Source organism: Variovorax sp. PDC80 (assembly GCF_900115375.1).
Taxonomy (GTDB): domain Bacteria; phylum Pseudomonadota; class Gammaproteobacteria; order Burkholderiales; family Burkholderiaceae_C; genus Variovorax.
Map to the genome: position 1 here is coordinate 34,158 of NZ_FOWG01000017.1, position 13,933 is coordinate 48,090.

At 70.5% G+C, this 13,933-nt stretch carries 9 protein-coding genes; 1 reads left to right on the forward strand and 8 read right to left on the reverse strand.

From position 1 onward, the window contains the following. Positions 1-58: 58 nt before the first annotated feature. The 5 genes from BM109_RS35385 to BM109_RS41400 form a co-directional block, all read right to left on the reverse strand. Positions 59-919, reverse strand: a complete 861-nt coding sequence (locus tag BM109_RS35385; protein ID WP_093353767.1) for a mechanosensitive ion channel family protein — start codon at positions 917-919, stop codon at positions 59-61. Between the two features lie 30 nt (positions 920-949). Then, the gene (treS, locus tag BM109_RS35390; RefSeq protein ID WP_093353769.1) at positions 950-4,288 is read right to left on the reverse strand and encodes a maltose alpha-D-glucosyltransferase; all 3,339 of its coding nucleotides are present in this window, start codon (positions 4,286-4,288) and stop codon (positions 950-952) included. An 11-nt stretch (positions 4,289-4,299) separates the two neighbouring features. Beyond that, positions 4,300-6,495 (reverse strand): alpha-1,4-glucan--maltose-1-phosphate maltosyltransferase, encoded by a 2,196-nt coding sequence (locus tag BM109_RS35395; RefSeq protein WP_093353772.1) that lies wholly within the window; start codon positions 6,493-6,495, stop codon positions 4,300-4,302. Further along, on the reverse strand, positions 6,492-8,399 hold the full coding sequence (glgB, locus tag BM109_RS35400; RefSeq protein WP_093353774.1) for a 1,4-alpha-glucan branching protein GlgB: 1,908 nt from the start codon (positions 8,397-8,399) through the stop codon (positions 6,492-6,494). The genes BM109_RS35395 and glgB overlap by 4 nt, the downstream gene beginning before the upstream one ends. A gap of 265 nt (positions 8,400-8,664) precedes the next feature. Further along, positions 8,665-9,141 carry a response regulator gene (locus BM109_RS41400; RefSeq protein ID WP_177239547.1) on the reverse strand — a complete coding sequence of 159 codons (477 nt, stop codon included), beginning with the start codon at positions 9,139-9,141 and terminating at the stop codon, positions 8,665-8,667. A gap of 431 nt (positions 9,142-9,572) precedes the next feature. On the opposite strand from BM109_RS41400, the gene BM109_RS35410 reads away from it, so the two are divergent. Beyond that, entirely contained in the window at positions 9,573-10,205 is a 633-nt protein-coding gene (locus BM109_RS35410) for a response regulator (protein ID WP_057593235.1), read from the forward strand. Positions 10,206-10,215: 10 nt separating this feature from the next. Here the strand turns inward: BM109_RS35410 and BM109_RS35415 are convergent, their stop codons facing one another. Genes BM109_RS35415 through BM109_RS35425 form a run of 3 tightly spaced genes read right to left on the reverse strand, consistent with a single transcriptional unit; the run spans position 10,216 to position 13,919 of the window. Next, complete coding sequence (locus BM109_RS35415) at positions 10,216-10,977, reverse strand: sulfite exporter TauE/SafE family protein (protein ID WP_093353779.1); 762 nt, start codon at positions 10,975-10,977, stop codon at positions 10,216-10,218. A 52-nt stretch (positions 10,978-11,029) separates the two neighbouring features. Next, positions 11,030-11,656 carry a helix-turn-helix domain-containing protein gene (locus BM109_RS35420; RefSeq protein ID WP_143129326.1) on the reverse strand — a complete coding sequence of 209 codons (627 nt, stop codon included), beginning with the start codon at positions 11,654-11,656 and terminating at the stop codon, positions 11,030-11,032. A 19-nt stretch (positions 11,657-11,675) separates the two neighbouring features. Next, entirely contained in the window at positions 11,676-13,919 is a 2,244-nt protein-coding gene (locus BM109_RS35425; protein WP_256222994.1) for a hypothetical protein, read from the reverse strand. Between the last annotated feature and the right edge of the window lie 14 nt (positions 13,920-13,933).

The window sequence follows — 13,933 nt, forward strand, 5'->3', positions numbered from 1 at the left end:
GCGAGGAATCGGTCGGGGTCGGGAAACACGAAAAAGGTCGAAGTGCCGATGGCCGCGTTCAGCGCGGTGGCGGCCAGCGCTCGCCGCTGTCGTACGGGCCCGGCGCGTGGTCGCTGCGTGGTGCCACGGGCTGGCGCACGGCGGGTGCCGGGGCGCTTTCGGTGCCGGTGGCGGCAGGCGTTGTCGGTGTGACGGGCGTGACCGGCGTGGTCGGCGTCACCGGCGTGCGCGCCGGCACGCCAGAACCGCGCGGGCGTTCGCGCGGCCACCAGTGCTCGATGCGCTCGGCCGCCCAGTCCTTGCCCGCGAGGCCGAAGGCCAGTGCAAGAGCAAGAACGATGCCGGCGAGCATCACGAGGAAGGTCTCGCGCACGATGTCGCCGCCCACCTTCACCTGGTCGAGCGCGATCAGCACCACGAACACCATCACCGCGTACTGCGCGGCCTTGCCCAGCAGCTGGCCGTCCTGCATGCCGGCATTGCGGCAGTAGGTCTGCACGGCGCCGCCGACGAAGCGCGCGAAGTAGGCGCCGAAGGCCAGCACCAGCAGCGCGATGAAGATGTTGGGCACGAACCAGACCGCGCGCCCCAGCAGGTCGGCGATGTAGCTCAGCCCCAGCCCGTTGAAGGCGATCAGCAGCGCGGCCAGGATCACGAGCCAGTAGAACAGCACGCCGATGATGGCCGAGGTGTCGCTCGTGAGCCCGCCCTGGCGCCAGAAGTTGTCCAGCCCCGAGCGCTCGGTCAGCACGTTGAAGTTGAACGCGCGCAGCGCCTTGATGACCGCGAAGCGCACCACCTTGGCGATCAGCCAGCCCGCGAACACGACCACCAGCGCGACCAGCAGCCGCGGCAGGTAGGCGCCGATCTGGTAGAGGATCGCGCGCAGGGGTTCCAGGTGGAAGCCGAAGTTGTCCATGATGAGTTCCTCCTTCTGTGGACCGTCGCGTCAGCGCGCGGTGGAATGGTTCGGCGCAACGAGGGCGAGCAGGCCGTGCAGCGGCACCTCGACCCAGTCGTTGCGGTTGTTGAGCTCATAGCGCAGTTCGTAGAGCGCCTTCTCGATCTCGAACAGGCGCAGCAGCCCGGCATCGGCCGGCACCGCCTCGGCCGCGCCGGCCAGCGTGCCGGTGTAGGCCGAGAGGAAGGCGTCGCGCGTCACGCGCTCCCAGTCGCGCACCGCGGCATCGAGGCGCGCGGCCTCCTCGGCGTTCTGCGCCACGCGCCGCAGCGCGGTCCAGCGTGCGTAGTTGAACGAGCGCAGCATGCCCGCCACGTCGCGCAGCGGCGAGGCCTTGGCGCGGCGCTCCTCGAAGTCGCGCGCGGGCTCGCCCTCGAAATCGATGATCACGAAGTCGTTGCCGCTCACCAGCACCTGGCCCAGGTGGTAGTCGCCGTGGTAGCGGGTCTTGAGGCCGCCGCCCTGCGCGGGCACGCTGGCGGCCACCGCCGCGTGCAGCGCCTCGCGCAGGCCCAGCAGCTGCTGCGCCTGCTCGCGCACCGGGTCGCTCAGCTGGCCCAGCCGCTGCTGCAGCAGCGCCAGCGTGGTGTCGACCTCGGCCTGCGCATGCGTCTGCAGCGCCGTGGCATCGGCCGCGCTCGTGGGCTCGGGATCGAAGGCCGGGTCGCCGGTGCGGCGCGCCAGCGCGAGGTGCAGCTCGGCGGTGCGCTGGCCCAGCGTCGCGGCCAGCGCCACGAAGCCGCCGTGCGCATCGGCCGGCGCCAGCGCGTCGGCCGGCGCGGTGCGCAGCTCCTCGAGGTAGCGCTCGACGTAGTCGCGCGTGAAGGTCCAGCCGTCGCCCTGGTTCGCCATGTACGACTGCACCATCGCGAGCGCCATCACCCGGCCGTCGTTGCCCACGTACTCGAGCGCGCCGAGCACCGGCACGCAGTTGGCGTACTGCACCACGTCGGTCAGGAAGCGGCCCATCTCGAGCTCGGGGTTGATGCCCCAGCGCACCCGGCGGTAGCCCTTGAGGAACAGCGTGTCGTTGAGCGTCACCACCGTGTTGCTGCTCTGCGCACTCGGCCGGCCCACCGGCAGTGCATCGATATCCAGCCCGAGCTTCGCGAACGCCGCCGTGGGACGGAAGTGCAGCCGGCCCGCGGCCGTGGGCAGCTCCAGTCCCTGCGCGATGGTGCGCACCAGCGCGCGGCAGAAGGGCTCGTCGTAGAAGGCGTCGCCCATCAGTCCCACCTGGGCCTGCTGGCGCACCTTCGCGAGGCCGGCCTGCGCCAGGCGGTTCATGCGTTCCTCCTCGCGCTCCTCCCAGGCCAGGGTCAGCGGCATGAAGTAGGTGGCGCTCTCGCGCGGGCCCTCGAGGTCGAACAGCGGCAGCAGGTAGCGGTCGGCGCCGTCCTCCCACACCGCGTGGTCGGCCAGCCGCGCACGCTCGATGGTCTCGCCCTTGGAGGCATACCAGCGCTGGATCTCGATGTGGCGCGGCAGCGTGTCGGTCTCGAACTGCGTGCGCATGCGCTCGGCCATGCCGATGCGCCACGGCATCACGCGCTCGCGGAAGAAGCTGTCCCAGCCGTCGAACAGCACCAGCGTCGGCTGCTCCTGCAGCGCCACGCCCTCCTGGTGCCACACCGGCATCTCGGCATCGAGCGTGAGCTTGAACCAGTAGAAGCCGTACGAGGCCAGCGTGAGCAGGTAGGGCAGCTCGCCGATCGGCGGGAACGGCGCGCGCCCGAGCATCTCCACCGGCACCCGGCCCTTGAAGGCCGCGAGGTCGAGCTCGACTGGCTGCGCCGCGCGCGACAGGTTGAACACCGTCAGGATGATGTCGTCGTCGTACTCGCTGACATAGGCCAGGATCTTGCGGTTGCCGGGCTTGAGGAAGCGGCGCCGGCCGCGCCCGAAGGCATGGCTGGTCTTGCGCACCGCGAGCATGCGGCGGGTCCAGTTCAGCAGCGAGCTCGCGTCGCGCGCCTGCGCCTCCACGTTGAGCGCCTCGTAGCCGAACATGGCGTCCATGATCGGCTGCAGGTACAGGCGCTGCGGGTCGGCGCGCGAGAAGCCGGCGTTGCGGTCGGGGCTCCACTGCATCGGCGTGCGCACGCCGTTGCGGTCGCCGACGAACACGTTGTCGCCCATGCCGATCTCGTCGCCGTAGTAGATGATCGGCGAACCCGGCATCGACAGCAGCATGCCGTTCATGAGCTTCACGCGGTCGAGGTCGTTCTCCATCAGCGGCGCCAGCCGCCGGCGGATGCCGAGGTTGATGCGCGCGCGCTGATCGGCCGCGTACATGTTGTACATGTAGTCGCGCTCCTTGCTGGTCACCATCTCGAGCGTGAGCTCGTCGTGGTTGCGCAGGAAGATCGCCCACTGGCAGCCCTCGGGGATGTCGGGCGTCTGCTGCAGGATCTCGACCACCGGGTGCCGGTCCTCCTGCGCGATCGCCATGTACATGCGCGGCATCAGCGGGAAGTGGTAGGCCATGTGGCACTCGTCGCCGTCGCCGAAGTACTCGCGCACGTCCTCGGGCCACATGTTGGCCTCGGCCAGCAGGAAGCGGTTCTTGTACTCGGCGTCGATCGCCGCGCGCAGCTTCTTGATCACCGCGTGCGTCTCGGGCAGGTTCTCGTTGCTGGTGCCGTCGCGCTCCACCAGGTAGGGGATGGCGTCGAGCCGGAAGCCGTCCACGCCCATGTCGAGCCAGAAACGCATGACCTTGAGCACCGCCTCCAGCACCGCCGGGTTGTCGAAGTTCAGGTCGGGCTGGTGGCTGAAGAAGCGATGCCAGTAGTAGGCCTTGGCCACCGGGTCCCACGACCAGTTCGAGGTCTCGGTGTCGGTGAAGATGATCCGCGTGCCCTGGTAGAGCTGGTCGGTGTCGCTCCAGACGTAGAAGTCGCGCTCGGGCGAGCCCGGCGGCGCCTTGCGCGCGGCCTGGAACCACGGGTGCTCGCTCGAGGTGTGGTTGATGACCAGCTCGGTGATCACGCGCAGCCCGCGCTTGTGCGCCTCGTCGAGCATCTCGCGGAAGTCGTCGAGCGTGCCGAACTGCGGGTTCACGTCCTCGTAGGCCGAGATGTCGTAGCCGTCGTCGCGCAGCGGCGAGGGATAGAAGGGCATCAGCCAGATCGTGTTGACGCCCAGCTCCTTCACGTAGTCGAGCTTCGCGGTCACGCCCTTGAAGTCGCCGACGCCATCGTTGTTGGTGTCGAAGAAGGCCTTGACGTTGAGCTGGTAGATCACCGCATCGCGGTACCACAGCGGATCGTCGCTGTTGTCGATCTCGACGGTTTCCAGCGCGATGCGCGAAACGGGTGCATTCATCGCTCTCTCCCTCAGAGGAAGTAATCGAAATCGCGCTCGCTGCGCACGCGCCGGCGCACCACGAGGATGTGGGCGGGCACGCTGTGCGGATCGAGCTTCACGTAGTGGTGGTGGCCGCGCCAGGTGTAGCGCTGGTTGGTGAGCAGGTCGTGCACCTGGAAGTCCTCGTCGGGACCGACGCCGATGCTGGCCGGGTCGAGGTGGATCCAGCCCGACTGCGCCTGGTGCGGATCGAGGTTGACCGCGACGATCACCACGTTGGCCTCGAGCGCGTCGTTCTCGGGCGTCGACTCGCGCGCATAGGCCAGCAGCATGTCGTTCTCGACCGGCAGGAAGCGCACGCCGCGGTGCGTCTGCAGCGCGGGGTTGTCGTGGCGGATGCGGTTCACGCGCGCGATGAAGGGCGCGAGGCTCTCGGGATCGTCGTGGTTCCAGTGCCGCAGCTGGTACTTCTCGGAGTCGAGGTACTCCTCGCTGCCGTGCTCGCGCGGGCGGTGCTCGCGCAGCTCGTAGGCCGGCCCGTAGATGCCGTAGCTGCCCGCGAGCGTGGCCGCGAGCACCAGCCGCGCCATGTAGGTCGGCGCGTCGCCGGCCTGCAGCTGCTCGTGCAGGATGTCGGGCGTGTTGGGCCAGGCGTTGGGGCGGAAGTAGTCGGCGCCCGGGCCGCTCGACAGCTCGGTGAAGTACTCGACCAGCTCGGCCTTGCCGGTGCGCCAGGTGAAGTAGGTGTAGGACTGGGTGAAGCCCAGCTTCGCGAGCCGGTGCATCACCTTCGGCCGCGTGAAGGCCTCGGCCAGGAAGATCACCTCGGGATGCTCGCGGTTGACCGCGCCGATCGCCCACTGCCAGAACGCGAAGGACTTGGTGTGCGGGTTGTCGACGCGGAAGATGCGCACGCCCTCGCCGATCCAGTGGTCGAGCACGCTCTTGAGCTCGGCCCACAGCGCGCGCCAGTCGTCGCTCTCGAAGTGGAAGGGGTAGATGTCCTGGTACTTCTTCGGCGGGTTCTCCGCGTACTGCACGCTGCCGTCGGGCCGGCGGCGGAACCACTCGGGGTGGTCCTTCACGTAGGGATGGTCGGGCGCGCACTGGAAGGCGATGTCGAGCGCGATCTCGATGCCCTGCGCGTTCGCGGCCTGCACCAGGTGGCGGAAGTCCTCGGGCGTGCCGAGCGCGGGCAGGATGGCCTTGTGCCCGCCTTCCTTGGCGCCGATGGCCCAGGGGCTGCCCACGTCGTCGGGGCCGGCCACCAGCGTGTTGTTCGGGCCCTTGCGCTGCTCGCGGCCGATCGGATGGATCGGTGGCATGTACAGCACGTCGAAGCCCATCGCGGCGATCGCGGGCAGCCGTGTCTCGACGTCGCGGAAGGTGCCGTGGCGGCCGGGCTCGGGCGAGGCCGAGCGCGGAAAGAGCTCGTACCAGGTGCTGAAGCCCGCGCGCGTGCGCTGCGCCCACAGCGGCAGCTCGGCCGAGGTCACGGCGAGGCTGCGGTCGGGATAACGGCGCGCCACCTCGGCCAGCGAGGCGTCGAGCGCGAGTGCCTGCACCGCGCGCAGCTCGGTCGCGCCATCGGCCGCGGCGCGCGCCAGTTCCTCGCCCCAGCGCGCGAGCGCCTCGCGGTCGGCGCCGTCGGCGCGGCCCGCAGCCGCCACGATGTCCTTGGCCGCGGCGAGCGCCGCGATGCGGATGTCCTCGCCCACGCGGCGCGCCATCTCGTGGCGCCACGACTCGAAGGAATCGACCCAGGCGCTCACGCTGTAGAGGTAGCGCCCGATCGCGGGCGGCGCGAACGCGGCCTCCCAGACATCGTTGCCGAGCGCGCGCATCGGCAGTTCGCGCACCGCGTCGTGCGCCTCGGGGCGCCAGCGCAGCATCACGCGCAGCACGTCGTGGCCGTCGGTGAAGCAGTGCGCCGTGATCGTCGTGCGCTGGCCCACGATGGCCTTGACCGGGAAGCGGCCCTCGTCGACCGAGGGCAGCACCGCGCCGATCACCGCGCGGATGCGGCCGTCGGAGCCGTCGGCCGGGGCGGGTACATCGGGCGCGACGGTTGCTGGCGCGAAGCTCAGCGGCGGCTCGGGCGGCGGCAGCGAACGCTTGCGCGCGGGGGCCTTGGTCTCGGTGCGGGGGAGGGGAGTGCTTTCGCTCGCGGTCTGGGTCTTGCCCTTCGGTGCCTTGGCGCCGATCGGGGTGGTTTCACGCTTCATCGTTGGCCCTCGGATTGCAGGATCACGGTGGACAGCGGCGGCAGCGTGAGGCTCAGCGAGTGGCGCCGGCCGTGCGAACGCACGGGCGATGCCTCGACCTCGCCGAAGTTGCCCCAGCCCGCGCCGCCGAACTCGGTGGCGTCGGTGTTGAGCACCTCGCGCCAGATGCCGCCGCACGGCACGCCGACCAGCAGGTCGGTGCGCGGCACCGGCGTCATGTTCACGGCCACCAGCACCGGCGGGCCGTCGTGCGCGGGCTTGCGCAGGAACACGAACACGCTGCGCTCGGCATCGTCGGCCTCGATCCATTCGAAGCCCGCGGGCGTGAAGTCCTGGCTGTGCAGCGCCGGCTGCTCGCGGTAGACGCGGTTGAGCTGCCGCACCATGCGCTGCAGCCCGGCATGCGCCGGCAGGCCGCAGACCCACCACTCGAGCTCGCCGTCGTGCGTCCATTCGCGGCGCTGGCCGAATTCGGCGCCCATGAACAGCAGCTTCTTGCCCGGGTGCGCCCACATGAAGGCCAGCAGCGCGCGCAGGTTGGCGAACTGCTGCCAGTCGTCGCCCGGCATCTTGTTGATCAGCGAGCCCTTGCCGTGCACCACCTCGTCGTGCGAGAGCGGCAGCACGAAGTTCTCGTGAAACGCATAGACCAGCGAGAAGGTCAGCGCGTGATGGTGGTGGCGGCGATGCACCGGGTCGTGGCGCATGTAGTCCAGCGTGTCGTGCATCCAGCCCATGTTCCACTTGAGGCCGAAGCCCAGCCCGTCCATCTCGATCGGGCGCGACACGCGCGGCCAGGCGGTCGATTCCTCGGCCACGGTGAAGGTGTCGGGATGGTCGCGGTAGACCGCGCGGTTGAGTGTCCGCAGGAACTCGATGGCCTCGAGGTTCTCGCGCCCGCCGTGGCGGTTGGGCACCCAGCCGCCCGGGCCGCGCGCGTAGTCGAGGTAGAGCATCGAGGCCACCGCGTCTACCCGCAGGCCGTCGATGTGGTACTTGTCGAGCCAGAACAGCGCCGACGACACCAGGAAGCTGCGCACCTCGGGCCGGCCGTAGTTGAAGATCGCCGAGTTCCATTCGGGATGGAAGCCCTGGCGCGGATCGGCATGCTCGAACAGGTGCGTGCCGTCGAAGAAGGCGAGGCCGTGCGCGTCGGTCGGGAAGTGCGAGGGCACCCAGTCCAGCAGCACGCCGATGCCGCGCTGGTGCAGGTGGTCGACGAAGTACATGAAGTCCTCGGGCGTGCCGTAGCGCGCGGTCGGCGCGAAGTAGCCCGTGGTCTGGTAGCCCCAGGAACCGTAGAACGGATGCTCGGTCACGGGCATCAGCTCCACGTGCGTGAAGCCCATGTCGTTCACGTAGTCGGCCAGTGCGTGGGCCAGCGCGCGGTAGCCCATGAACTGGCCGTCCTCGCGCCGCCACGACCCCAGGTGCACCTCGTACATGGCCATCGGCGCATCGAGCGCGTTGCGTGCATGGCGCGTGGCCATCCACTCGCCGTCGGCCCAGTCGTGGCCCTCGCCGAGCCGGTGCACGCGCGAGGCGGTGGCCGGCGCGAGCTCCGACGAGAAGGCGAAGGGATCGGCCTTGTCCTCGACGTGGCCGCGCTGGCGCGAGCGGATGCGGTACTTGTAGGTCTGGCCCGGCCGCACTTCGTCGACATGGCCGCGCCACACGCCGCTGTCGCCGGGCACGGGGCTCAGCGGATCGGCATCGCCGTTCCAGCCGTTCCAGTCGCCCACCACCGAGACCGACTCGGCATTGGGCGCCCACACGGCGAAGTCGGCGCCGCCGTCCTCGTGCGGATGGCAGCCGAGCTTGTCGAACAGGCGCGCGTGGGTTCCTTCGCGAAAAAGATAGGCGTCGGTGTCATCGAAGACAGCGGGGGGGTGGACAGCAAGCACGGTGGTTCCTTGGAACGGTGTCCCGGGCGCGGACCTCTTCGCGGGTCCATCGCCGAAGACCGGTAAGGCGGGGAGAAATCCATTTCCCCCGAAGCGCGCGTGCTTGCGTCGAAGCGTTCACCGCTTCGATCTGTCGGAGAAGAAGCCGTCCGGAAAAATGGAACACCGATGCAACGCGCGGGCGTTGCGAAGGACGGTGCGCTCGCGCGGGCTGGCGAGCGGGAAGAGGGAAAAAAGAAGGGGCCGCGCGGCCCCGTTCAATCGATCAGGCCGCGTCGCGCACGGGGCCCGAGCAGGCGCGCGTGAGTGCGCGGTTCAGATCCTCGAGCGCGTAGGGCTTGCGCAGCCACACGCTGCCGGCCGGCGGCTGCGCGGGCTCGGGTTCGCCCGAGGCGAAGATCACCGGGATGCGCTCGATCGCCATCAACTTGGCCGCGAGGTCCTTGCCCGAGAGGCCCGGCAGGCCCACGTCGAGCATCAGCAGGTCGAAGGCGCCGCGCATGTAGCGCGTGATCGCCGACTCGGCGCTGCGCACGCCGGTGGCCCAGTGCCCGATCGCGCGCAGGGCCTCGAGCGAGGTGGCCATCGCGTCCGCGTCGTCCTCGACCACGAGGATGCGCAATCGGTTCGGGTCGGCGGACGGTGGTGAATCGGAGGACAAGGAGGAAGGGCGGTCGACGAAGCTCGGTGCGTTCGCGGAGGGGGCCGAAGGTGCGGAGGGCGTGCTGGCGGTGGCGTTCATGTCGGGATGACGGAAATGCCGTGCACCCGGGGCTTCGGCGCAAGACGTCGACGCGACAGGCGGCAGGGCGATGCCGAATGAATGTGTGTGGTGGATGAAGGGATTGCATCCCAAGCTAACCAGCGTAAGAGGATGCGTCTGTCGGACGGCACCGCGTGCGGGCGCGGGGAATGCGCCGCGCACTCGAAGGCCGGGCCCATGCGGGAGGCCGCGGCGAACGCCAAGGAATTCCTCGCTTCCTACCCTTTTCGCACCCGGAGGCAGCGCCGTGTCGGCGCAGTCCGGCGATCGCGCAAGACGCCGTTCCATTCCCGTGCAGGACAAGGGCCCGTGTTGGGTGCGAGGCCTGCCGCACGGGCCTTCGCTATGGCATCGTTGCGCCCTGCCCGAATTCCGGGCGCCTCATGTGAATGGACCAGGAGAAACGCATCATGATCAAGATCGGAATAGTGGATGACCATGCCGTGGTTCGCGAGGGCCTCAAGGCGCTGTTCTCGGGTTTCGTGGAATTCCGCGTCGCCGGCGAGGCCTCGTCGGGCCGCGAGGCGATCGACCTCGTGCGCACCACCGAGCTCGACGTGCTGCTGATGGACCTCTCGATGCCCGGCCAGAGCGGGATCGACGCGCTCGGCATGATCCGCGCGAAGGCCCCCGACCTCGGCATCCTCGTGCTGAGCGCCTACCCCGAGGAGCACTACGCGGTGAACCTGATCCGCCAGGGTGCCTCGGGCTACCTCAACAAGGACTGCGAGCCCGAGGAGATCGCCAACGCGATCCGCACCGTGGCGCTGGGCCGGCGCTACATCACGCCCTCGGTGGCCGAGATCCTCGCCAACCAGCTCGACCGCAAGGACGACGCGCCGCCGCACAAGCACCTGTCGGAGCGCGAGTTCCAGGTGTTCCTCAAGCTCGCCAAGGGCGAATCGGTGGGCAGCATCGGCGATGCGCTGTCGCTGTCGGTCAAGACCGTGAGCACCTACCGCACGCGGCTGCTCGAGAAGCTGCACCTCAACACCAACAGCGACCTGACCTACTACGCGATGAAGGCGCAGCTGATCGACTGAAGCCGCGGCTTCAGAACCAGATCCGCGCCGCGTAGTACGCGCTCATGAAGAGGCCGGCCGCGATCACCACGCGCCGCACCGCCCGGGCGGGCAGCACCCGCACCAGCTGACCGCCGGCCCAGCCGCCGGGCAGCGCGCCCGCGAGCATCGCGAGCGTGGCCTGCCAGTGCACCGTGCCGCGCGCGATGAAAATCACGATGGCCGCCAGGCTGACGGCCGTGGCCAGCAGGTTCTTCATCACCTTCACGCGCCGGATGTCGTCGGGGTCCTCGATCGCCAGCAGCGCGCTGAGCATCACGCCGAGTCCCGCACCGAAGAAGCCGCCATAGACCGAGACGGCCGTGAGCGCGGCCGTGCCCGCGAGCGCATTCGGCGCCGCGCCCTCGCGCCGCCGCGCGGCCCAGGCCTGGATCCGCGGCGCGAACGCGAACAGCGCGGTCGCGAGGCCGATCAGCAGCGGCACCGGCTGCAGGAACGCGGCCTCGGGCAGCGCGAGCAGCAGCAGCGCGCCCGCGATGCCGCCCAGCGTGGCGGCGGCCAGCGAGAGCGCGAGCCGGTGGTCGGCCGCGGGCAGCTTCTCGCGATCGGCCACCGCGGCGAGCAGATGGCCCGGCGAGATCGCGACCGCATTCGATGCATTGGCCACCACCGGCGGAAGGCCGGCCGCGAGCATGGCCGGGAAGGTGATCAGCGTGGCGCCGCCCGCGATCGCATTGACCACGCCGCCCACCACGCCGGCCGCGAACAGCAGCGCCATGACCCTCGGTTCCATCGCCCACCTCCCGTGCAAAAGACGGGATGCTAGGAACGCGCGCGGCCCCGATCTAGGACGTTTGTGAGGGAGGCCGCATGCCGCGCCGGTAGCGGCCCGGCGAGACGCCGAACACGCGGCGGAAGTGGCGGCCCAGGTGGCTCTGGTCGGTGAAGCCCAGCTCGAGCGCGAGATCCGCCAGCTCGGCATCGCCGCGCAGCCGTTCGCGCGCGACGTTGAGCCGGTCGACCAGCCGCCAGGCATGCGGCGGCAACCCGGTCTGCGCGGCGAAGCGGCGCGTGAAGGCCTCGCGGCCCAGGCCGAGCCGCCGCGCGATCCTCGACACCGGTTCGTGCCATTCGAGCGCATCGAGCGCCTGGCCGTCGAGCACGCAGGCCGCAGCCGTGCGCTCGGCCGGCGCGTAGACGTTGAGGCAGACCGTGCCCGCGTGCGTGTGCGCGAGGCCGCGATGCGCCACGCCCGCCGGGATCGCGAGGCAGTCGCCGGCCCGCAGTTCGAAGCGCTGGCCGCCGGCCTCGACGACGCGGCTGCCGCGCAGCACGAAGCTCAGTTGCGTCTGGCGATGGAAATGCGGCTGCAGCAGCGGCACCTGCGTGCCCTGCCAGTGGGCGAGCTCGACGCCGTCGTGCGGCGCCGGCGCGTAGTGCCAGCAGGGCGGGGCGGCATCGGGCCGGGTCATGGCCCGATTATTGGCGCGCTCAGGCGCCCGGTGCGCTCGCCGCGGCCGGGTCGTGCTGCAGCTGCGGCGGCAGCCGCTCGTCGAGCCAGTCCATGCGCCAGGCCAGCACCGCCACCGCGCCGACGATGCAGACGGCGGCCACCGCGCCCGTGAGCCCGTGCCGCTCGCGGTAGGGATCGGGCGCGATCCGCCGCGCGCCCGGCGGCACGTGCGCGGTCTGCGACAGCATGCCGCCGAGCCGCACGTTGACCTTCATGCGGCCGTTGATGGCCCAGCCGCTGGCATCGAGGATCGGCCCCAGGCTGCGCTGGCGCAGCTTGAGCCAGGCGATCAGCATGCTCGGGCCCGAGATCGCGATCACGATGCCGACCAGCGCCACCGGGATCCACTGCCCCAGGTCGATGAACTTGCCGAAGATGCCGACCAGCACCGCGCTGATGCTGCCGAGCGCCACGCCGATCGCGGCCACCGTGCCGACATCGACACGGCTGGTGGCGGGCAGCGGCGGCTTGGCCGGCGCCTTCGCGGGATCGGCGCCCGCGGCCTGGTCGGCGGTCGCGACCTTGCCGGCCAGCGACTGCAGCGCCGTCTGCGAACCGGCCTCGCTCGCGGCCGCGCGCTTGGCCACCTGTTCCTCGATCATGCGGACGAACTTCTTGTAGGGCGCGAAGAAGGCCTGCGCCACGCTGGTCGGGTTCTCGATCAGCTTGGTGATGGTGGCGTCCCAGTCGCGGCCCTGGCGGTCGTAGAACACGCCGTTGCGCCCGACGAACAGGAAGTCCACGTCGCCCGCGGTGAAGGCCGCGACGATGCTCATCTTCTGCCCCTGCCGCGTGCAGTCGCAATAGGCCAGGCAGGTCTTCGCGAGGCCCGCGAGCACCGCGTGCTTGGCCGTGTCCTGCACCTGCACCGTGAGCTCGCAGCTGCGCCCGTCGAGGTAGAGCGTGCCGGCCTGGAAGATCGCGCCCTCGCGCCGGTAGAAGGCCTTGAACGAGACGAAGTTGTCGAGCAGCAGCTTGAGGTCGCGCTGCAGCCGCAGCAGCTTCTCGAGATCGACCAGCAGCTTGTTGTGGGTTTCGGCCGCCTCGTCCTCGGCAATCAGCGCCAGCAGCGCCTCGCGCGTGGCGAGCAGCGCCTCGATGCGTTCGTGCGACAGGCTCGCGAGCGCGTTGGCCGGCCGCGATGCGATCCAGCCCTCGCAGGCGCCTAGCTGCTGGCGCAGCGCCTGCCATTCGTCGTCCTCGAGCGTGTCGCGCGCGCCGAGCAGCGGCGCGACCGCGTCGCGCGCGAAGGCCGCGATGGCCTCGGACCAGGCCGGGTTGAGGCTGGTGCCGCGCAGCGGCAGCGAACGGTGCGGCGTGATCGGCGCCAGCGGCAGCTCGGCGATCGGATGCGCGTTGGCATCGAGCGTGTGGCCAGCGAGCGCGTCGTAGGCCTCGGCGGAGGGGTTGAGCGCCGTCACGGCCTGCACGTCGTAGGCGGCCACGCGGCAGCGCGCGAAGAAATCGTCGATCTTGGCCGCCACCTTGCGCATCGCCTCGGCCGCGGCCAGCGTGCGGTCGCCGAGCGCCAGCAGCGCGGCATCGGCGCCCTTGGCGTACCAGTCGCGCATGGCGGCCGCGTCGGCCATGAAGGCTTCGGCGCGCGCGCGGTCGATGCCGGCGGTCTGCTTGTGGCGGTCGGGCGTGCTGCCGTGGCTGCGCATCGCCTCGGCGATGGTCGCGCGCAGCGCCTCGTCCTCGGCGGTCTCGGGCGTCACCACGCCGTCGCCGTTGAAGCGCATCGCGGCCAGCCATTCGCCGCGGTCGGAGATGTCGGCCAGCGTGAGCGTGTTCGTGTCTTCCCGGCCGAGCAGGTCGAGGATGCGCCGCCCCTCCTTCGCGAGTTCGGCACCGGGCGCCTTCGCGTCATCGAGGTCGTCGAGCGACAGCGTGCCGCCGCCCGAGAGCAGCACGTCGGCGCTGCGCAGCCGCTCGCAGGCCCACTGGCAGGCCGCGATCACCTCGGGCGGGCGCACGCGCCCGTCACGGTCGGTGTCGATCAAATCCAGCGTGCGCGGATCGAAGTCGATGCCGCGCGTGGGGCAGGCCAGCGCGACCCAGAGCTTCTGGTCGAGCTCGGCGATGCGCGCGATGTCCTCGCCGCTGCGGAACACCACCTGGTCGACGCCGCCGGCGCGCATGAACTGCCAGCGATGCGGTGCCGGCGAGGGGGCCGTGGCGCCGGGCGTGCCGGCGGCTTGTGCGGTCGTTGCCTCTGTCATCGCTCCGGCTGCCC